General features: G+C 57.3%; 18 protein-coding genes and 2 pseudogenes. 7 read left to right on the forward strand and 13 right to left on the reverse strand.

The window, feature by feature from the left end; translation table 11 throughout:
- Positions 1-69 precede the first annotated feature (69 nt).
- On the forward strand, positions 70-447 hold the full coding sequence (locus LMTR13_RS40420) for a hypothetical protein (RefSeq protein ID WP_156795493.1): 378 nt from the start codon (positions 70-72) through the stop codon (positions 445-447).
- An 8-nt stretch (positions 448-455) separates the two neighbouring features.
- Here LMTR13_RS40420 and LMTR13_RS43550 read toward each other — a convergent pair whose 3' ends face one another.
- On the reverse strand, positions 456-776 hold the full coding sequence (locus tag LMTR13_RS43550) for an MOSC domain-containing protein (RefSeq protein ID WP_418219786.1): 321 nt from the start codon (positions 774-776) through the stop codon (positions 456-458).
- Positions 777-1,189: 413 nt separating this feature from the next.
- The gene (locus LMTR13_RS08290) at positions 1,190-1,690 is read right to left on the reverse strand and encodes a winged helix-turn-helix transcriptional regulator (RefSeq protein WP_065727464.1); all 501 of its coding nucleotides are present in this window, start codon (positions 1,688-1,690) and stop codon (positions 1,190-1,192) included.
- A 92-nt stretch (positions 1,691-1,782) separates the two neighbouring features.
- Between LMTR13_RS08290 and LMTR13_RS08295 the strand changes: the two genes are divergently transcribed.
- On the forward strand, positions 1,783-2,130 hold the full coding sequence (locus tag LMTR13_RS08295; RefSeq protein ID WP_236843448.1) for a DUF3237 domain-containing protein: 348 nt from the start codon (positions 1,783-1,785) through the stop codon (positions 2,128-2,130).
- A gap of 397 nt (positions 2,131-2,527) precedes the next feature.
- Here the strand turns inward: LMTR13_RS08295 and LMTR13_RS08300 are convergent, their stop codons facing one another.
- Entirely contained in the window at positions 2,528-3,208 is a 681-nt protein-coding gene (locus tag LMTR13_RS08300) for a TetR/AcrR family transcriptional regulator (protein WP_083218885.1), read from the reverse strand.
- Positions 3,209-3,350: 142 nt separating this feature from the next.
- On the opposite strand from LMTR13_RS08300, the gene LMTR13_RS08305 reads away from it, so the two are divergent.
- On the forward strand, positions 3,351-3,728 hold the full coding sequence (locus tag LMTR13_RS08305; RefSeq protein ID WP_065732524.1) for a tautomerase family protein: 378 nt from the start codon (positions 3,351-3,353) through the stop codon (positions 3,726-3,728).
- 1,527 nt (positions 3,729-5,255) lie between these two features.
- Here the strand turns inward: LMTR13_RS08305 and LMTR13_RS08310 are convergent.
- Positions 5,256-6,311, reverse strand: a complete 1,056-nt coding sequence (locus tag LMTR13_RS08310; RefSeq protein WP_065727465.1) for a tyrosine-type recombinase/integrase — start codon at positions 6,309-6,311, stop codon at positions 5,256-5,258.
- Between the two features lie 5 nt (positions 6,312-6,316).
- On the reverse strand, positions 6,317-6,823 hold the full coding sequence (locus LMTR13_RS41550) for a hypothetical protein (protein WP_065727466.1): 507 nt from the start codon (positions 6,821-6,823) through the stop codon (positions 6,317-6,319).
- A gap of 547 nt (positions 6,824-7,370) precedes the next feature.
- Between LMTR13_RS41550 and LMTR13_RS08320 the strand changes: the two genes are divergently transcribed.
- The 3 genes from LMTR13_RS08320 to LMTR13_RS08330 all read left to right on the forward strand — a co-directional run bounded on the left by LMTR13_RS08320 (position 7,371) and on the right by LMTR13_RS08330 (position 10,033).
- Positions 7,371-8,480: a Fic family protein gene (locus LMTR13_RS08320; protein WP_065732525.1), complete on the forward strand. Its 1,110-nt coding sequence runs from the start codon at positions 7,371-7,373 to the stop codon at positions 8,478-8,480.
- A complete protein-coding gene (locus LMTR13_RS08325) occupies positions 8,480-8,980 on the forward strand; it encodes an ATP-binding protein (protein ID WP_065727467.1) in 501 nt (166 codons plus the stop codon). Before LMTR13_RS08320 ends, LMTR13_RS08325 begins: the two co-directional genes overlap by 1 nt.
- Before the next feature lie 708 nt (positions 8,981-9,688).
- On the forward strand, positions 9,689-10,033 hold the full coding sequence (locus LMTR13_RS08330; protein ID WP_156795494.1) for a hypothetical protein: 345 nt from the start codon (positions 9,689-9,691) through the stop codon (positions 10,031-10,033).
- Positions 10,034-10,133: 100 nt separating this feature from the next.
- Here the strand turns inward: LMTR13_RS08330 and LMTR13_RS08335 are convergent.
- From LMTR13_RS08335 to LMTR13_RS08370, 7 genes and pseudogenes are all read right to left on the reverse strand, one after another.
- Positions 10,134-10,672 (reverse strand): annotated as a pseudogene (locus LMTR13_RS08335) (ATP-dependent DNA ligase); the annotation flags it as partial.
- A 314-nt stretch (positions 10,673-10,986) separates the two neighbouring features.
- Positions 10,987-11,300, reverse strand: a pseudogene (locus tag LMTR13_RS43555) (ATP-dependent DNA ligase); the annotation flags it as partial.
- A gap of 974 nt (positions 11,301-12,274) precedes the next feature.
- Positions 12,275-12,496 carry a hypothetical protein gene (locus tag LMTR13_RS08350; protein WP_065727469.1) on the reverse strand — a complete coding sequence of 74 codons (222 nt, stop codon included), beginning with the start codon at positions 12,494-12,496 and terminating at the stop codon, positions 12,275-12,277.
- A gap of 383 nt (positions 12,497-12,879) precedes the next feature.
- Positions 12,880-13,059 carry a hypothetical protein gene (locus tag LMTR13_RS08355; RefSeq protein WP_065727470.1) on the reverse strand — a complete coding sequence of 60 codons (180 nt, stop codon included), beginning with the start codon at positions 13,057-13,059 and terminating at the stop codon, positions 12,880-12,882.
- A gap of 1,222 nt (positions 13,060-14,281) precedes the next feature.
- Positions 14,282-14,623 (reverse strand): hypothetical protein, encoded by a 342-nt coding sequence (locus tag LMTR13_RS43275; protein WP_335622067.1) that lies wholly within the window; start codon positions 14,621-14,623, stop codon positions 14,282-14,284.
- A 216-nt stretch (positions 14,624-14,839) separates the two neighbouring features.
- A complete protein-coding gene (locus tag LMTR13_RS43280) occupies positions 14,840-15,067 on the reverse strand; it encodes a hypothetical protein (protein WP_335622068.1) in 228 nt (75 codons plus the stop codon).
- Between the two features lie 755 nt (positions 15,068-15,822).
- Positions 15,823-17,103: a glycosyltransferase gene (locus LMTR13_RS08370; RefSeq protein ID WP_197521040.1), complete on the reverse strand. Its 1,281-nt coding sequence runs from the start codon at positions 17,101-17,103 to the stop codon at positions 15,823-15,825.
- 351 nt (positions 17,104-17,454) lie between these two features.
- On the opposite strand from LMTR13_RS08370, the gene LMTR13_RS08375 reads away from it, so the two are divergent.
- On the forward strand, positions 17,455-18,804 hold the full coding sequence (locus LMTR13_RS08375) for a polysaccharide biosynthesis/export family protein (protein WP_197521041.1): 1,350 nt from the start codon (positions 17,455-17,457) through the stop codon (positions 18,802-18,804).
- On the opposite strand, the gene LMTR13_RS08380 is transcribed toward LMTR13_RS08375, so the two are convergent.
- Positions 18,771-20,549 carry a Wzz/FepE/Etk N-terminal domain-containing protein gene (locus LMTR13_RS08380; RefSeq protein WP_065727474.1) on the reverse strand — a complete coding sequence of 593 codons (1,779 nt, stop codon included), beginning with the start codon at positions 20,547-20,549 and terminating at the stop codon, positions 18,771-18,773. The two genes, LMTR13_RS08375 and LMTR13_RS08380, sit on opposite strands and share 34 nt — an antisense overlap.
- Positions 20,550-20,744 lie beyond the last annotated feature (195 nt).

Genomic DNA, 20,744 nt, shown 5'->3' on the forward strand with positions numbered 1-20,744 from the left:
GTATACAGGCTCTTTGTTGCCTTTTAGAACTCAGTGCCGAAGCACAAGCGAAGTGAGGGCGGAGAAGCGATGAAGCTTGAGCTTAAGACACTATTTGCATTAGCCGAACCTCCAGCGTCCGAAGATGTCTGGATCGTGTTCGACGATCTTTACGCGTACGTTGCGTCAAAAAGTAAGATTTCGCGGATCGATCGCAGGTTCGATTTTGGTGGGACGGCGGTCGTTTTGGCGGAAGGGCTAGGCGCTATTCACAGCCTGTATGCTGAAGAAGATGGTCTTTATCTTCTCAAAGATAGCGCAAAGGATGGACCCAGCCTGCTTCGGTCGCGAGATCATGGGAGCACGTTTCAACCGATTGACCAAGGACTTGTTTTAAAGAAGGGAAATGACAAGCAGACTTTGGTGCCCACAAGAATGATCCGCACGTCTAGACTAAGGGAAACCTAGGCTAAGGCCTACGGTCTTGCAGCGTTCTGTCGGCTGCGTAACACACAAATCGTCCGTCCAATTCGGAGACGATGGCCAACAAACACTGTCTCTTCCAAGAGACCATGCGCTGAAAGATTTTCGCCGAACGCGGGTCGTGGCAATCGCACTTCAAGACGACGTTCTATGACGGGATAGTGTTCCAGCGGGAAGATATGCAACGCACGATCGAGCGTGTGGTGAACTGACTCCGAGCTCTCGTCTCCGACAATGCCCACGGTCGTTAGAGCGGCCCGGTCGATCGAACGTTTTCGGATCGCGGTCTTCAGCTCGTGGCCGGCTGCCGTCACGACTGTTTCGACGACGCCTGCATAGAGTGCAGATACGACCGAGGCTTGAGTGGTCAATGCAATCGCGCACGATCGAAAAATGAAAGTTACTTACCCCACCGGGCAGCTCAGGCGGGGCCGAACAGGATTGCTGAAAGGCGATAAGTGGATTACGAATCGCTTTAGCGTCCCTTTGTTCAGCGCAATTTGCGTTTGCTCGCGGGTGCTAGCAAATAACTTTGCATTACTGGTTGTAGTTCGCCACGGCCGGCCGGCCAACCTGAGTGCGTTGAAAGGATGGCCTCTCCATCGCGCATGCTGGGTGCGTCGGCTGCGTCGACCGAGCTCTCCGCACGAGCTACGCCGGGGCCTCGCAGGTTTACCGAACGAGCTGATTGACTCGAATATCGCGGAACGCTTGTGGGTGAATTGCATCACCCCGATATCCGCTTCGCGCCTGGCCCGGGACTAATGAGAATATCGTCCATGGTCAGGCTGGTGACGTCCGTCCGGCTCGTCATCACGACGTTGACGGCGCGCTTGTTTACCTTGTCGACCACACGGGCGGCAGGGCCGGTCTTTGGCAAGTCCCAGCGGTCGCTCCATTGCGAGAGCGCCAGTATCGCGGGGTAGAGATCGCGGCCCTTGGCCGTCAGCCGATACTCCGGGCGGTGGCGATTTCCGGGTTCGACGTAACTCCTTCTTTCGAGAATGTTAGCTTGAACCAAGGTCTTCAGCCGTGAACTCAAGATGCCGCGGCCGCATCCGAGCGCCAGCGCAAAATCATCAAAGCGGCGCAGCCCATAGATGGCTTCGCGGAGGATCAGCAGCGTCCACTTTTCCCCGAGCACGTCGAGCGCCCGTTTGATGCCGCAGTTCTCGAGATCGTACTGGAATCGCGGATGCGCGAACGGAGTGGTATTGACATCTTTCATAACTGGATTCTAAATACGAACTTAGAACTTAGCACGGCGGCGACGGTCCGCTCGGCCGGCGCACGCTAAACGCCGTAGCGAAGGGCGATTTCATCGGCGACCGGCTGCGGGGCGAGATCAATCCGGGCACCGGAGACTGGATGTTGACGCGAAACAATATTCGCGTGGTCGACGCGCGAGTCGTCTTGCGTACGGACGATGGCGCTCTGATCCATATGAGCTACGGCGGCCGGATCATGTTTCCCGATGAGCTGGGGGAGGCGATACGCGACCCGTCAAGGCGCCACCTGATCGATCCCTCAAGATATTATTTCAGGACGACACCTTTATTCGAGACCGGCGCGCCGCGATACGGCTGGATCAATGGCATTGTCGCGATCGGCTGCGGCCGGATGATCGAAGGCGGCGGTGTCGCTTACGATGTATTTGAATTGCAGTAGATCGGCGCAGAATCCCGGCATTCACTGAACCGGAGAGCGAAATTGGACGCGTATGCTCTTGCCCGTGACCGACATTGGCCCTGCCGGATGATCACGATATGTGTCCGTCGAAGTTTCCTCATGCAAGTTTGGGCGATCGTTCTGAAACGCCTTGAAAAACAAGCTTGCAATCTGCGTCAAAAACCGAATCCCGCTCAATGCTTTGGGTACTTTTTCACGGACGACGATAGACGTTGAGAAAAACTACCGAAATCGTAATCACATGATTTCCCAATCGGCATCGGCACATTTGCTTGGTACAAACGGTGGTACCGCGGTGCCGTTAAGTTATTGATTTTGCTTCTCTCTCGGCCGTTGCCCGACAATCCTTTCCTGGGCACCATTTACTTGAACGGCATTAGTGATTGTCTGCGGTGCGGTCGCCGTTGTCCCCGCGTTTTCCATCAGGACGCAAGCCTAGCGGTTGGATTGAGCGTTGCCTTGGACCTTCCATGCCCAGCACGAGGTCGACCGTATGTGCGGCAATCTTCCGAAGCTGGGCCTCATCACCGAAGGCTCGTTCGAGCACGGCCAGGCCGCGGGTCACGGTGACGATGTGTAATACGGCGCTCTCGGGGTCTCCGTTGAACTCGCCTCGCGTGGCGCCCTCTGACAAGGCTTCGTGAACGAGAGCGGTGATGCGGGCCACCAGATCGGCGAAGGCCTGCCGCGCGTTCTCATCCAGCCCTTCGCCCTCGACCGAGCCCAGCTCCATCAGTCCGCGCGTGGTCGGACATCCGCGCGGCGGCGAGCCGGAACGGAAGTTTTTTATCGTCAGGTCGAAAAACGCGGTGAGGCGCTCGCGCAGCGTCCCCGCGCCGAGCGCCTTTTGAAGCGAGACGAGATATTCGCCCGCATAGCGCTCATAGGCGCAGAGAAACAGCGTTTCCTTGCTGCCAAAGGCATTGTAGAGGCTGCCGCGCTGCACGCCCGCGTCACGTGCGATGTCCGAAAGCGACGTTCCACGCACCCCCTTGCGCCAGAATTGATCGAAGGCGATGCGCAGGACGTCGTCGTGGTCAAACTCGCGCGGCCTCACGCCTCTCTCCTCTGTACTCCCGGTCCAACCCGGCTTCTGACGCCGGCAAAGAGTATTTGACGCGATGTCAAGAACGGATATGGTTTTTCGACATCGTGTCAAAATCTACTGGGATAGCTCATTCGTCAAGGAGGATCGCACCATGCCGCTTATTCACATCTCGCTGCGTGCTGGAAAGCCGGCAGTCTACCGGCAGGCGATCTTCGACAGCCTTTACCGCGCGATGCGCGAAACGCTCGACGTGCCGGAAGGCGACCAGTTCATGACCATCAGCGAGCATGACGCGGCAAACTTCCGCTACGGCGCTGCCTTTGGCGTCGCCCGCAGCGACGATCTCGTCTACATCCAGATCACCGTGTTCGACACCCGCACGCCCGAACAGAAGAAAGCGCTGTTCCGGCGGACCGCGCAGCTGCTCGGCAAAAGCCCCGGCATCCGGCCGGAGGACGTTTTCGTGAACGTTCTCGAGGCTGCGAAAGAGAACTGGTCCGTCGGCCACGGCCTGGCGCAATTCGCTTGAGGCGATCGGTGTGAACCTGCCGCAACTTCCACCAAGGCCGGGCGTCATGGCAGCTATTGGCCGGCTGCTCCCTGGCTTTCGTGATCGGCGTCGCCGTCCGTCGTGTCTTCGTGATGCATTGCTGTCGGCGCCGACGCGCCGCGCAGCCGAGTGACGATCGTGATCAGGTCGAATCGGCCTTGAGTAGATCGAGATAGCGCGGCATCTCGCGCAACTCCTGACCTTTGCGGGCAATCTCCTCAGTCAAGTGCATCTGTTTTGCAAACCACGAGGCCAATCTGTGAGAAATCAACGCTTACCGAAGAGGCAACGGAGTTTCCCTGTTACACGCCAGCATACCCTGATCGCCTGGAAGATTTCCCTGTTCGTCGGAGTAGGGAATTAGCCCGGAAGACGCTCCTTTGAGGCGTTTTCAAGCTACAAGCACAGTCTCCGGGGCGCCGAAATCGATAGTTTCCCTGTAAAGTTCCCTGTTGCAGGGTATCTGCCCGGAGATTGGCGCGATCAGCACTGCGTCTCCAGCGTGGGAGTCGTGCTCGAAACCCCACGTGCAATTTACATTTCGTGTTTAACCAATTGATTTGATTGAACCGCAACAGCATTGAATTTACGTTTAAGCCATTGAAATATTGATAAAAAATGAGACTCTTAATCAGCAGCTCTTCGGCTTTCCAGCGGTGACCAGGTTGGAGCTGACCACCGATTGACCACCGAAACCCCATGAATAAACGGCGATAAAGGTGGTCAATCGCAAGTAAACTCGATTGTTTTTATTGATCTTTTCGTTCGCTACTTACGTTCGGGACGCAGGGGTCGCAGGTTCGAATCCTGCCACTCCGACCATATATTCAATGACTTATAATTTCGATGTTCTGGCCGCGCAACGAAATGCGCAACGAATTGAACTCTTTACACGCTTATTCACCTCTGATTGAGGCAATTCCTCGCTGTTGCTGAGCACGCGCCCCTTGGCAGCGCGATGCCCTAATTTGGTCCCGTGGGATGTCGAAGACGGCGCCCGGAAACGCCGGTCGATAATCAGATCCGCAGGGCACGGCCCACGAATGACCGCGTATCGACCATGCGCGGAGCAACGATCATCGACTGACGGGATGTCTAGCGCCAAAGATCTCTGCCGCCTCCTCGTGGAAGTCGGGATGGAGGTAGCTGTGGTTTTGCTCGAACTGCTCGACGGTCCAGCCGAGCCATCCAGCAGCTTTCCCACAGGTCGGTACCTGCACTTACCACGTAGCCGCGGTATGCCGGAGCGAGTGCCGCCGCACCACGTCCTCAAGGATGCCGTCCCAAGCGGAGCGAATCTTTTCGGCGAGAGGCCGGCCACCATGCATGCGATTGATGACGAAACGGATCTCCTCGCCTTCCTTGATCAACCCTGCTGCGCGTAACTCGGCCGAACGGCGCGCGTCCGAATCGACGACAAAGTTGGAAGTCGAAATTTGGCGATGAGACTAGAGCGCGGCGAGGCGCGTATCCAGCAGCGTCGCTGGTTGTGAACACAAAGCCATTCTAGGCGCGGCCGCGACTGCCAAACGCTTCCGCCACCTCTTCTTGGAAATCCGGGTGGTGATGGCCGTAGTTGGCCTCTAGTTGCTCTACCGTCATTCCAAGCCAGCCAGCAGCTTCCCACATATCGACGCCGGCTTGCATCAGCCATGTTGCTGCTGTGTGGCGCAGCGAATGCCGGACAACATCTTCGCCAAGCCCCGCGTCTTGCAGAATACCTTCCCAGGCTGACCTGATCTTGCCGGAAAGAGGCTGACCGTCGGTGATGCGGTTGACCACAAACCGGATTTGTTCACCGTTCTCGAAAACGCCGGCAGCGCGCAGCTCGGCCGATCGCGTTTGATCTAGTTTGCGCCAGCGGATCAGGTGAGGGCGCAGACGGCTGGCGATCTTTGCTGGCGGTCGTCGTTTCTTGGTTGACCGCTCTAGTGCGCCTTTGCCCTGATAGATCATGGCATCCAGATTCATCCAGGGATGCGTGGTGGTGGGGAGCCATTGCGTGCGCCGAACCGTTTCCTCGCGCCGGGCGCTGTAAATGCCAATCAGGCAAAAGCGGGCAGCCGGATAACGTCGCCGGATGATGCGCCGCTCGCGACGCAATAGCTTGCCATCTTCCTTTCGTTTCCAGGAGCCTCGCTCGCTATCCCACACGTAGCCGATCGCAGCACCGAGCAGGCGCGCGGCTTCGTTGCGCGTCAGCCAGCGGTGGCGGCCTTCCGCCTTCGGAGGCAGGGTAATCTTCGGAACGACGCTCAGGGTGTGCTCCGCGTGGTAGGCATTGATGGCAGCCCGCAAATCCTCAAGCCGGCGCCTGGCGGTTTGATCAGACACCTTGCCTTGACGTGGCTTAATCCCGGCCTGCCTGTTGTTTTCATTCGGCGTGCCGGTGGACCAGTCCACGAAGTCGCGGCACAGCTGGGCCTTGAGTTTGCTCACCGTTTTGTCACCAAAGAAGCCATTAAGATCGAGAAGCCGGATGAGCAGCAGATCGTGCTGCGCCCAGACTCGCTCGTCCTTCTTGTCCTTGGGCCGTTTGGATATCTCGTAGGCCGTGAGCACGTCGGCTATGGCGAGGACGCTAGGGTCAGTTGCGCCGACTGTGGTTGTGTGCCGTCCGCCAATATAGGTTTCGAGCGCTTTCGCAGCGCCATCAACATCGTCGCGGCTGCAGCCTGTGCGGATTTGCCGTCGCTTTCCCTCTGATTGATCGAGGATGACCCAGCATCCTTCGTCTTCTCGAAACCAGAGTCGTGGCGGCTTGGCTTTGCGGCCCGGCATGACGGTTTGACCAATTTGCGGATGGCACGAGGCGTGGTCAAATGCTTACCTGCCACTTTGGCGATTTCAAGAATCCCAGCGGCCGCAGCCTTGCGCAATGATGATAATGTCAATGGGCCTTCCGGAAAAAACACAACAGCAGCCTCGACCAGAGTCATCACTTCGTCCTCGCCCCATTGGGCGGGATCGGGTCGTGCTTTAGCGCGGGCGAGCTTGTCGGTGTTACGCTTGAACATGTGTTGGAGGCGGTACTCTTGAATTCGCGAGACCTTTGGCTCGGTCGTTCTGTTCAACGTGTACGCGAAATCCGCTCTTCAGAAAGCTTGATGCCTTGACTGGTGCGGCAATCGGCGACTTCGGAGTGCAAATCGGACGATTGAGGACTTTTAATCAGCGGGTCGCAGGTTCGAGCTCTGGTGTGCCCACCGAATAAATTAAGACCTTAGCCAGAGAAACTTGCTTGAGGAGACCGAACTAAAACGGTTTTCAAACGCTGTTTTTTTGGTGACGGCGGACGTCTAATCCCGACAATGAGATCGGCGAGGTCGGGCGACAAAGCGGCTCGACGACCGGCTTCTTGTTCATTCGGGATGTGGTCTGGTCCCCATGGCCAGTCACGGTGAGCTACCATTAGAACGAAGCGAGAACATGGAGGCAATGTGTGCCTAGCTCCCAAAATGGGATTGTGCCAACCTTCTTAGCTGAGAAAATACAATGTAGATCAGCAATTTATCTGAATGTGAGGAGAATAGGAGTGGTAATCTCATCAAATTCTGATTAGAATAATGTTGCGTATGACGAGAATAGGCTCCATATTCTCTGCAGAGGATGCAGAGAAAAATGAGCTACATACATGAACTTGAAGGCTGGCCCGGCTTCCAATGGAGCTCCAAACTACTGGCGGAGCGCCTTGCGGCGGTAAGACACAAGCAAGGCAGGCTGATCGGCCGAATGGAGGCATTGGGTTTTACTCTCCGGGCCGAAGCTGCCTTGCAAACCCTCACTGAGGAAGTCGTCAAATCCAGCGAGATCGAAGGCGAGATCCTCGACAGGGAGCAGGTGCGCTCGTCGATTGCGCGGCGTATGGGCATGGACATCGGAGCGCTTGCTCCAGCCGATCGACATGTCGAGGGCGTCGTGGAGATGATGCTCGATGCTACCGAGAAATACAGCGAAGCCCTAACCGCGGAGCGCCTGTTTGGCTGGCATGCTGCGTTATTCCCGACCGGGCGTAGCGGCATGACCAAAATTGTCGTGGGCGCTTGGCGTACCGAACAGTCGGGCCCGATGCAGGTTGTGTCAGGGCCTATCGGTCGTGAGCACGTCCATTACGAGGCTCCCGCAGCGTGGCGGCTTGAAAATGAAATGCAAGCGTTCCTGGAGTGGTTTGAGAGCGTGGGCCGCACGGACCCGGTGCTGAAGGCGGCCATCGCCCACCTGTGGTTCGTTACCATCCATCCGTTTGAGGACGGAAATGGACGTATTGCCCGCGCCATCGCAGATCTCGCCTTGGCGCGCTCGGAGAACAGCGGTCAGCGCTTTTACAGCATGTCCGCGCAGATCCGGAAGGAACGCAACGCTTATTATGGCATCCTCGAAGCTACGCAGAAGGGCGGGCTTGACATCACGGCCTGGCTCGAATGGTTTCTAGCGTGCCTGGAGCGTGCATTCGATGGCGCTGAAGCAATTCTAGCCAATGTTCTGCGCAAGGCGCGTTTTTGGGAGTTGCATGCAGGAAGCTCACTCAATGATAGGCAACGTCTCGTCATCAATCGGTTGCTCGACGGCTTCGAAGGAAAACTCACATCATCCAAATGGGGCAAACTGGCCAAGGTCTCGCAGGCCACAGCTGCACGCGACATTGAGGATCTGATCAATCGGGGCATTTTGCTAAAGGATGCTGCCGGCGGGCGAAGCACGAGCTACTCATTGGTTGACGAGACGCGCTAGTGGCGGAACTGCAAGACCAATATCTTGGGCACTTCCTGATTCGAGGCCGCCAGTTGCCCGGCCAAGTCACGTTGAAAGGGAAGGACTCAAAGTTCGAGGTATTCTCGGATCATCCCATTTCATTACCGCAAGAAAAAATGCGGACTATCCGAGGACTGCCCCGCTCCGGAGAGAAGATTACCATCTGCGATGCGATCGGAGCCGACTTCAGCACAACTTCCATAAATGTTGCGTTGCCCGTTGGTTTGATCGCGAACGAACTAGTGACCAATGCATTCAAGTACGCTTTTGCGGGCCGACCCGGCGGAACAATTACGCTGCATTGCCTGCGGCAAGATCCCGAAAGATATCGCGTCGTGGTGGCTGACGATGGGGTTGGCTTGCCGGAAAGAGGCCAATGGCCCGTTCCCGGAAAGATAGGATCGCTGATCGTGCAGACGCTGCACGAGAATACGAAAACGGATTTGGTCGTCGAAACCGAGACCGCGGCGTTCGCGTGACCCTAACCTTTGGCCACAAATTGCGAGTCCCCCGGCACTAGCGCAGATCGCTGGCGTCCCAAAGCGCAGGCGAACGACCTGGCTTAGTCGCTGAACCGAGGCCGCCCTTGCGAACTGTGCAACAGTAAATCGGGCCAATCGTTTGATGATTTTTTCCGATTTTTCGCTGTGGCGCTCCCGAACCTATGTATTCTGACGCGCCGCACCGATGATGCAGCGTTATTGGCCGACGGAGCCCGTCCAACAGTACGCGAACCCGGGCTTCAGCGAAGCCGAATCCAACGATCTTGCCGGCTTTAATTAGGAACCATTCAAGCCGATTACGACTTTGAAGCCTCAGGCCAAGTGCCTTCCTGGCCTCAACGGTGGCCGCCTAGATGTCCGCAATAGCCTAGAGGGCGGAAGGGTCCGGGCCCAGTATGAGAGTAGCTGCTATGGATGGCGGTCCCTTCTCGAGTATTCTGAAGCCGGGCACTTGGGTGCTGATTGGCAGCGCAGGCCTGTTCATTTTCCTGATGCTGTAGGGATGCCGCTGACCGAATTGGCTTTGCGGGCGTTGCTAGTCATGGCGACGTCTCATCACTGCGATCCTAGGTGCCTCTGAGGCGAGCGGTTATGCCTGTCGTTCCAGGTCTGTTCCGCTAGGAACATGTCTTTCTCAGCCTTATTCTATGCTCACAGGAAGAGATGATCATGAGGATCTCTTGCGTGTCAGCACGCGGACCATTGCAGCGGCCGAAGGAAATCGGTTCACTTCAAGTGTTCGTCCTCGACGTCGATCGCAAGCCAACGCTTGCCTTTGAAGCACTTGACCTTGCAGAGGCGCAGGACATCTGCCGCGACTGCGACCTGCGGACCGATCTTATTGCGCTCACATCTAATGGCGCTCCGATCTGTGCACCAAATTCAGCGCTGGTCCCCCGACTAGCAGTACAAGAGGAGATCGCGGCGTTCCGGCATGCGGTCGGGCAGGCCCCGGCATCTGATATGCCGACAATGACATTCCTGATCAAGATCGACGGTGTCATGGTCGTATCATTCGGCCCAGAGTAGGCCTGAGATCGTCACCCCCGAATTTGTCCGAACGACGCCGATCGAGATCGAGGCTCCTATCTATGCTATAATAACCCGCGGCTTAAAAGCGGGAGTTCTATCGAGACCCCACATAGATGCCGTCCCATTTGTTGCCATCGAGGGCGAAGCCGGCGATGGTCAGCGTTTCGCGCTGAGCGTAGGTTTTCTTCATCCAGTCATTGATGCGGCCGGCGGTGTAGCGGCTATCGCGTACTTTTGAGACGACGCCTTCCGGAGCGACCTTGCAGGCATGCGCGAAAACATATGCAGCCCGTCGACCTCGAAGCTTTCGGAAAACTGCACCTCGATATCGGCGATGATCTTCTTCAGCAGCGCCTTGCGTTCGAACAGCGGCACCTTCCGCAGACCCTAACCGTTGAGATAGAGCAGGTCGAAGGCGACTAGCACGATCTTGCGTGATCGTGCCTTCAGCTCGTTCTGAAGCACGGAGAAGTCGGTGGTGCCGTTGGCTGCGTGCACCACGATCTCCGTCGAGATCGCGGAGCCGGCGTCGATGTGCCAGGCGTCGGCGGCAATCTTCTTGAAACGGTTGGTCCAGTCGTTGCCCCGACGGACGTAGACGCGGAGCTCGGCGTTCCGGAGCTGGACCTGGACGCGGGAGGTCACGGCCGATGCGGCGTAGGATTTTTTTCGACGGCTTCCCTCAACTTGCGCACAGCCTCATTCACCTTGTCGCGGTCGTACTTTCAGCGACAGCGATGTGACGGCGTGATGCAGGTCGGCGGCAATGGTGAGCCGGCTGCGAGGCGGCTGATTTGCCCATTCCCAGAAGCGATCGAAATCGTCCATCTATAGGTCCTGACGGAGCCCCCGGAAGAATGGGTGTCGCACCTTGCCCCCGCCCGATTGGCGCGGCACTCGATCTCGGCGAGCAGTTCCGGCTCTACCCAGATGCCCTTGTGCGCGATGCGTTTAAGGACTGAAAAATCCGTGGTACCGTTCGCGGCTGGAACGACGATCTCTCCATCAATGACGGCTGAACCGGCCCTGATGTGCCACGCATCGTCGGCGACCTTCCTGAAACGTTTGGTCCAATCGTGGCCGCGACGAGTGAGAATCTTGACTGCCTCGTTCACCAGGTTCACCTGGACGCGGTAGCCGTCGAACTTGATCTCGTGGATCCAGCGATCGCCGGATGGCACCTTCTCGATTGAGGTCGCCAGCGCGGGCTCCCCGAATCCGGGGAAGGCGCTTTCGCGCCAATGGCCGCCTGTCGGAACGCCACGGCGCAAACTCCACCAAACAAAACAGGTCGATTCAAACTGACAGCAGTCGGATCGTTCCGACAGATCGATAGGAACTTTACCGATTTTTCCCGGTTTTCTGAAGAGCACCTCCGGCCGATGTATGCGAGCCCTCTTATCGGCTAAAGACGCGATGGAGCACACTCTAGTAGGCGAGATCAATTCAATATTTCTCCACACGGATTGTTCATAAGCCGACCGATGCGGCGTTTACGCCGGATCCGTCGGACCCCAATTCAGGAACAGTGCGCTGGGGCCAGCTTAGTAGCGGCCTTTCCAATGGGAGTAGCTTCAAGCCTGACGACGTACAGAGAATTATGCGTGAGCTTTGGGGCGACTACGTTGCCAACAACCCTGAACTCTTCAAAGGTGCGGTCGGAAAGAACGGATAAGGCCGCATCGCGTAGCATAATGAGAAGACGTATGCCGTGATCGTAGTTTTGTTCCGTGCTGTTCATTAAGTGGAATTACCAGAACGAGGGAAAGGCCCGAGTCAGAACGCCCGCCAGGCTTTCTCGGCCAAGGACGCTTCGCGATGGCAGACAAGCGCGCTTTGAAATGGATTGGCATCATCGTTGCCGCATTGACCTTGACGGTTATTTCGACGGCGGCGGCAGTGGTGGGCGGTCACGCAGGGACCTCCGTCCGACCCACGCACCACGTTCCTGGATTGCTAGAATGAACCTTTCCGGGTTCCAATCTTCAAAACCCCTGGAATGCAACGCTTTCTCCTCCGTTCTCATTCGTTGGAGGAGGAGGAAACCATGCCCTAATCATTCTTTGGGCCGTCCCTACGGCCCTCGTCCTAGGTGGCATCAGCTACTATTCTCTTCGTGTAATGCACTAGCGGATTGCGTTTGAGCCGTTCCGGCGATGCCAGTGGCGCGTCTCTCTGATGGACACTAGCACTGCGGGAAGCCCAGCGCCGTGCCCCATTGCCTCGCGGCGCCGGGCCTTAGCCCCTTAAGAAATTCTGAGCATTCAATTGCATCATGGCGGCGTATCCGACCTCAGTGAGCCTGCTCAGGATGATCTCACCACGGTTGGCACATTCAATTATTTTGCCGGCGACGATCCGACGGGCCCGGTGATCCTCGCCGCCAATTGGAAGAAGTAAACGCTCAAGGGCCACTTCCATATTAGCTATAGTTCGGCGATCGAAGGTATCAGTGATCATGTGATCAGCAACGACCGAGACGCGCCCGAAAACGAGTCGGCTGTGCCCTCGTAAACTGACATCGTTAGTCTGAACGGTCAGGTCCGAAAAGTGCCATGACGGACGTTGGCTCAGTGTTGCGCGCTCAGACGGTGAAGCCAGGATAGAAACCAAAGGAAGACCGCAATGGTGATCCCGGGTGCCATCTTAGTGGTCGCAGGAAGCACGATTGTACTCGGGTGCGCTATCTTTTGGGCTTGGTCTGCTTACCGGCAGAAGCGATTGAGCGGCCTGGCGAGGGTTCAGATCATCCACCCGAGGTCCCAACACCATAATACATCCTGCGCCAACATGAAGCACTATCGGGGCAGGATGCTGGGTCAGAAGTACCATTGGGCAAGTTCTTAGTCGCGCATCGATAGGGATATCCCAAGCTTTGCCGCCATAACAGTCGTCGCACCGGGAGTCCGCTTCAACACTTTTGCGATCTTGGCGACGCCGGACTTTGCTTTTGCCATCGTCTTCATTGTGCGAACATCGTCTTTTGTCCACGCGCGGCGAACTGCTTTCTTAGCTTTTGCCATTCTTTCTCCAAATCGTACGGGGCGGAGCCAGGGTTCTATCATGACCGTCTACGTTGGCGACAATGAACAAGACTAGATTGCGAGAATGTGAATGCGACTTCGCCACGTAAAATCAAGTGTGTGAACTAGATTACTGCTTCGGCCGGAAAAACGGGCATCTAACATCGCGTTTGAAGTGACAATCTCAGCATGAATTGACCGATTCTATAGATTAGCCGATACGCTGGGGCGTATGATCTTTAGCCGTTTAGGGCTTCGACCGGTGGGTGGCAAAAAAAACGACGCATCCGCAACATCGGTGAAATCAAGTATCCGACACAGACCGCGCTTCCCAGATACAGTAGTTCAGATTGAGCAAACAACTGCATTTCTAGGTCGAGTATTGATCAGCCCGTCGGGCGTTCAGGGTCGCCAAGAGTGAAGAACTCGTACACGTGGTTGCCTCCGATGCGGGCCATGTAGCGGCGGTTCTCCAATCATCGATGGCGAAGCCGTGTACCCGCCAAAGAGGGGACAATAGATTCTTTCAAATCTGCAAAACGAACTGAAAGGGCGATCCACCAAGATAGTGCTGGTTGTCTTTGATTTGCTCTATCGCAAATAGCTCATCGCGGCATTTGTGGTTGAGCCGCAGTTGCTTGCCGAATTTGAACTTCGGACCAAGTCGGCGGAGGGCAGTTGCGGCATCCGTTCTTCAAGGCGAGATTTGGCATCACCAAGCCATCGAGGCGTAACCGCAATTCCACACCGATGCGGATTCTGTCCTTTGTGGTCAGTATCGTACAGACGCAACCGGAATGAAGAGGTAGGCTTCGCGTGTGTGCGGCAATGCAGCGGCGGCGGTTGCGGACTCGTCGAGGAACCTCCAAGCCTCGAACGAGTCCGCTGGCGTCGCCGCTCTTCGACTGATTGCATGTATCGACTGCGCCGCCAAGCGCTCGGTCAAATCCAGCATGATGGGGCGCGCGCCGCCATATTGGTGCAAAGCCGACATTGAAGCTGATGGCGACTCGAAGGGCCACATCCAACTTCATCGAAGCAGGCGCTGTTGGTGGTCCGGCGCTCGCCGGCCCAGCAGCCCATCCAGCAGCTGAGTGATGAGAAGCTGGCGCGTCGGCTCGCAGAGCCGAAACCAAGGTCCGGACGTTAGTAAGGTCAGCGGGCAATCAGGACCAACAGGGTGGCGATTGCGCGCTCCGTTGGTGGGCCCGGGCACTAACAGTCAAGCAACATGCGCCCGCCGCTTGCCAGACGACTCTTTAGGATGAGCGTTTTCCGGCTGCTCCATCTCTTTGGAGAGCCGGCCGCGTAGTAACGCGAGCACGGCGGCTTCCTCCACCTTCAGATTTTCGACAGCGCTCCGAAGCTCGTTCTCGGCTTGTGACTTGATCTCGAAGACCAGGTTTCCATCCATGTAGGAGTTCAGCATCCCCGGATGGATGTAGCACTTCCTGCAGATCGTCGGCCTGTTGCCGAGCCGTGCGGAGACTTTTTCGACCGCGCTGCGAAGATTGCGCTTGGCCTGAGCGGCGCTGTCGAAGCTCTCTAGTTCGCTCATGGCCATGGCCGCAAGCACCGTCCCCGCCCAGGTCCGGAAATCCTTTGCCGTAATGTCTTAACCGGTAATCGCCTTGAGATACTCATTCACATCGGTCGATGTGACATCCTGGCAATTGCCTTGCCCATCGATGTACTGAAGTTGCTCCTGCCCGGGGGAGCTCCCGACAGGCTCTTGGCGACGCGCCGGTCTCGCACCCGCAGCGACCATTGTTTGCAGCCTTTACCAGTGAAGCGGAAACGGACCTCGTTTCCCGTGCCGGTTCTTCAACGTGGTGAGGCCATAGCTGTTGTTCTGCCTGGCGTAATCGTCATTTCCAACGCGGATCAATGTGGTCTCCAGGAGATGCACGACGGATGCGAGAACTTTTTCCCGCGGCAGGCCGCGCAATGCCATGTGCTCGCGTACTGTTTCCCGAATGAACGGCAGCGTATCTGCAAATGCGACCACATGCTCGTACTTCGTGCTTTCCCGACCTCGCGGAGCGCGCATGGTAATATATTGCTTTCGTCCCTTTGCGTCACGGCCTGTTGCTTGGATATGGCCATCCGGAGTCGGGCAGATCCACACGTCGGTCCAGGCGGCCGGGATCGCGAGTGCGCTTCAGAGCGTCAGGCTCGATGAGTCTTGAGCCGTCGGGTCGTTTGTAGCTGAACCCCGCCCCCGCCTTCTTGCGCCGAATACCGGGCCGTTCGTCGGAAACATATCTGAGCCCCGCAGATTCGGCGGCGTCCCGCGGCTCGACGATCGCCTGCGCGCTATCCAGTGGCTCGATCAGCAACAAACCGCCTCCTATCCTGCCCTCAAATGAACCTTTCGGATCAAGGGGGTCCTTGAGGTTGAAGGAGCCATAAAGGGCCTAAGCTGTCAGACAACGCCACTGTCTAGCGGTGGGCTCGAAAAGCGGGCGTCGCCGTTGGGTCAACCGGCTCTGCGGTGGCGCCCGCCGCGCTTTCTCGTGGCGGTTTCCTAGTTCCGCGCTGGCGGGCAGGCTTTGCTGGGCGCTCGGCGGCGACGCTTCGCCTTATCGCGTCCATAAGGTTGACGACGTTCTCGCGTGACGGCTTGACCGCCGGCGCCTGCGCGGGAGGCTGACTATCTCGATGCTGTGAGAGAACTAGCAACCCTGCGTATCTGCAATCTATCCATTTGAATGGTCGACGGGTTGACCGCAGCAACCGGCGCATTGCCCATGACACATAATCTCATGAGACGAACTGCCTTCTTGCTTGAATAAATGGAATGACGGTTTCAGCAAAGCTCGAGGGCAGCAATCGTTTCGACATCTCGATACTGGCATTCGGAACGCCCTCGAGAAATTCCTTGGATTCGGAAAACTTCCTCATTGCACCTGCCAGCGCATCAACATTACCGGTCGGCACGATAAATCCGTTGACGTCTTGCTGCACGAACACGTCTCCGGCTCCGCATTCATCGGTACAGATTACTCCGAGTCCCGCCGAAACGGCCTCCTGGATCACGACACCCCACGGTTCCAGAATGCTGGGCAGGACTAGGCATGCCGCTTCCGCCAGCACCTCGGGCAACCGCTTCGTCTGGACGAATCCGATATCTTGGATTCCAGGCACTCCGGAAAAAAGATGTTTGAGGGGCCCATCACCGGCAACAATCAGAGGCCAGGGTTCCGGGCTGTGGCGGCCGTACAACCGATACGCGTCTACCAAGATTGAAACGCCCTTCACAGGCACATAACGGCCCACAAATAGGAATCTCTTTCGTTCGCGAGCGTTGGCGGGATGCCGTCCGTGCGCCAGCATGTGCCAATCACAAACAGCAAAGCCCTCGCAAACGTCGTCTGGATGAAAGCCCATTTTGAGCGCGAACTTCATCTGTCTCGACTGCCGCACTGCAGGACATCCTTGACCGTCGAGATACTTGGGACCGCAGAGGAGGGCGCCGTCAAACAACGTGTGGAAGAAGTATCGCCGCAGGGCCCGCCCTCCCCACTGTTTAAGGAGAAGCGGAAACTCGCTCCTGCTCCGCAGAGCTCCCAGATGCCCGCGCCATTGGCTGTCGAGACACACGATGCGCACGGCTCTCCCGGCCCACCGCTTCATCAACTGGCGATACGCGCGCCTGCGCCACGACAGAACGACGATTCCATCTGGCCCGAACTCACGCAGCGCATGGTCAAGAGCGTCGACGTCGATTTCAGCGCCGTAGATCAATTCAGCCTCGACAGGCCCGAAGCTCTCCTCGGCAAACCTGTATTGGCCATTCAGACTGCCGACGTGTCCCTGCTGACGAGCGCGAAAAACCATCACGTGATGCTCGGACCGAAGGTACTGCACCGTTGAGTCGATATAGCCGGTCCAGTATGCCCACAGGAAAGCGAGGCGGAGGGGCCGACAAGGACCATCATGCACAAATCGTCCGGCAATATCCTCAGCGGCATTTCTGATGCGGAGAGGCGTTCTGCCGACACGACGGCCGCTCATCGCGTTTGATTGCGCTGGAGCGTACATGTACGTTTCCGACATACAACTGAGTGGCACGGGACAACTGGCGGCCGAAACTGATCTGAGATGGTCGCGTGCCGCCGAGGCACGGATCTCTGCCGGGACTTGTCGCATACAACGGAGGCGACCGGGATCGGTTCCCTCTGACCGAGAACCTCCCCGCGGCGGCTTGCGCATGACAGGGATGGAAAAACAGAGCGCCCGGCGACCTTTTCACGTCGGATCCGACCGGCGATCCGTCGTCGGGCGGTGACGCGGGATGCTTCCAAGGAAACACTGGCAAGGGAACTTCCCAGAGGGGGCCTCGTTGTAGCAGGCAGCATCCCCCGGGCCGCGGTGGAGGACAGGATGAAGGCAATGAGCTTGCTCAAGCTCCTGTTTGGGTCGGCTGCACAGCCTCAGCGAGTCCTGATGGTCATGGCAGTCCTGCTTGCCCCGGTAGCGGCGCGCGGCGAGTACCTGCTGGCACCCGGCGATGTGCTCGAGGTCCAAGCAGTCGGAATTCCGGATTTGCGGCACCGGGTCATGATCGATCTAAATGGCCAAGCCTCATTTCCATTGATTGGAGATATCAAGGCCGCAGGCCTCACCGTGGCTGAATTGCGCAAGCAAGTGAAGTCGATACTTTCAACCAAGGCGTTTCGCCCTCGGGTGCCAGAGCAGCAGGGGCGCTTGATGTCGCGGGATGAGGTTGTCACCGTGTCTCCCGATGAGGTTACAATGACCGTGGCGGAGTATCGGCCGATATACCTCAATGGCGACGTGGCCAATCCGGGGACTCAGCCATATCGGCCTGGAATGACCGTGCGCCAGAGCATCGCGCTTGCCGGCGGCTATGACACAAAGCGGTTCAGGGGGCGGGATCCTTTTCTGGACTCATCGGATTTTCGCAGCGATTACTACGAACTATGGACAGAGTTTGCCAAGGTGCGGGCACAGGCTGAACGTTTCCAAGCCGAACTCGACGGTAAGAGAGCACTCGAGCAAACGAACACGGACGATCTGCCGCTCCCATTGGTGGTGACTTCGAAGATACTGGATCTTGAGGCTCAACGGCTCAGCGTCGACAATTCCGATCATCAAAAGGAGAAGCAATATCTCGAGAACGCCGTCCAGCAGGAGGACGGGCGGATCGCGACACTCCAGCATCAAAGAGAGACGGAACAGAAGGATGCGGACGCTGATGCTGCCGATTTCGCGGACATGCAAGCCAGATTTAGCAGGGGATTGGTGCCCATGACACGGCTCTCGGACTCGCGCCGAATGACGCTGTTTTCAGCCACTCGGGTGCTTCAGACAACCGCGCTGATAGCTCAGGTGGCGCGCGAACGGAGCGAATTCGCCAGACGATTGGAGCGTGTGCAGGACCAGAGGCGGGACAACTTGCTGGCAAAACTGCAGGACGCCAACGTCCGACTCGCCACCATCCGGGCTCGACTCCAGGCTGTCGGCGACAAATTATTATACGCGGGTGTGGTGCGATCTCAGCTCGCCCGCGGAGCCGGTGGTGAGCCAGATATCAAAGTGTACAGAAATGACAATGACACCTCCAGCAATATGACTGCCAATGAAGAGACCAGGTTGATGCCGGGCGACGTCGTTGAGGTGCGGCTGCGACTGGAGGGCCTCCCAAAATTCACCGATTCTGGATCGCCCGCGGCGCCCGACGAAGGTCAAAAGGAGGAGGCCGTCGGGGCACGAAAATAGCAGTCGCTATTGTGGTGGGGTGTGTAGCGCTGCATTGAGCGAAGGTCGGTCTTGTTCAGAATCGCACCGAGCAGTTTGTGATGCACTCCTTGGGCTGATGCCAAAGCGCATTGCACCGTCTCGTTCGAGGTCTTGCCCCATTCCACTACCAGGACGTAGGCGTCGATCGTCACGGTTGAAGCCTGGACGGCGATAAGTGGCGCAAGGGACGGTAAATCCACGACAATATAGTCGTATTGCCGTCGCAGCCCTTCAAACATCGTGCGGACGCTGTCCGATGCCAGAAACTCTGTCGGCTCGAACGGCTCGGGCATTTTCAGGAGAGGCAAGAAATGCATTTTACTGGCGTCAGAAGTGCAGAGGACTTCCCCGGCGGCAGCGTGCGCAAGGGCTAAGTCGCACCAGCCCTTCAAGGCGCGCGGCGTCAAGGAACGTGACAGCGTCCTCTTGCGGAAGTCCGCATCAACGAGCAGGACTCTGCGTCCTCCACGCGAAACAAGCTGCGCAAAATTCGCAGCGATGGTCGACTTGCCTTCCCCGTCGAGCGCAGATGTAAATCCGACAATCCTCGACGGCTGTTCCGGCAGAAGAAGATCGCACAAGGGTCTTATCGAGCGGATTGTGTCGGCGAAATGCGAGGTGGGATTTGTCAACACATACGAGAAGAGGCCGCTCGAAGGTATCAGTTTGGAATCCGCTAACTTGTTCCGGAACCGCGCGCGCAAAGCCAGAGGTCGCCAGTATGGCTTTCGAATCCATTCGAGCGCGCCGAGGCAGTTCGTCTTCAGGCGTTCCGCAACGTGCTCGGGCGTCCGGAACGTCCGATCCGACACTTCCGCCCAAGCCGCAACCGCAAGACCGATGCAAAGTCCGCCGAATACAGCAATCGGCAGCACGAGAACAGGATTCGGCTTGCTCTTGAATGCTGGCGGCAAAGCTGGACTGACGACTTGCCCCTCGACGAACTGGAACGACTTTTGCTGACCGGCTTCAGCGTAGCGCTGGACAAAGCTGTCGTAGAGCCTTCGGTACGTCCTTGCGTTTGCCCGAAGCTCGCTCAGCTTTGCCTGCTCGTCGATTTCATTCTTTGCTTGAAATTCTTGGACTAGCTTCTCTGCATCGGCTGCCTTCTTCTCGAGGTCACGCAGCCGAGCTTCCAGCCAATTGGTGGCGGCATCTGCGGCCTGATTTGTGGCATTGATCCGATTTTCGATATACGCGGCAGTAACGGCATTCGCAATTTGGGCGGCTTGCCGAGGATCAGTATCGGTAAAGTTGATCTTGATCACCGCAGAAAGGCCGACCCGCGACACAGATAGATTTCGTCGCAGAACGCGCATCGCGTCCTGTTCGCCAGTCAAACCTGCGGTCCTCGTACCTATGAAAGCCGCATTTTCCGCCAGCTGAAGCGTTTTGACAACTGACATCGCAATTGCATCTGATTTCAGAATCTCGACTTGGCTGTCGACCGTTTTAGAATCGACAGAATTGTCGCTGCTAGCGGACTCAAGTTGAACAGGGCGGATTTGCGGCTTCTCGATGTATAAAACGGCTTGCGCGGTAAAGCGGGGAGCAGCAAAGAGAAGATAGCCTGCGGATGATGCGATGCTCAAGGCAAGAAACGTCAGGATCAGTCGCAGGTTGCGGCGGATGAATGCGATGCCAGATGTGAGGCTCTCTGCTGGAACAGCGGGCGCTTGTTCCACCTCCCCGAGCAGAGCTCTCGACTTGTCGGGTTGATACATTTGGAGCCAAAAACGCCAAAGGACACAAACTACGCCTTAACATTAACGCACTTCAAGTTCCAATGTTCCCCGTCGTCAACGGGTCCCAATTTTGAACGGCGAATGAGCCGCGCTTCTCGGCTTGCGCCACAGAATTCAGCGCCCAAGCGCCTCGCTTCCTTTCGCAGGAAGAGGAGCGTGCCAGGCCTTCGCGGC

This window comes from Bradyrhizobium icense (genome assembly GCF_001693385.1).
GTDB classification, from domain to species: domain Bacteria; phylum Pseudomonadota; class Alphaproteobacteria; order Rhizobiales; family Xanthobacteraceae; genus Bradyrhizobium; species Bradyrhizobium icense.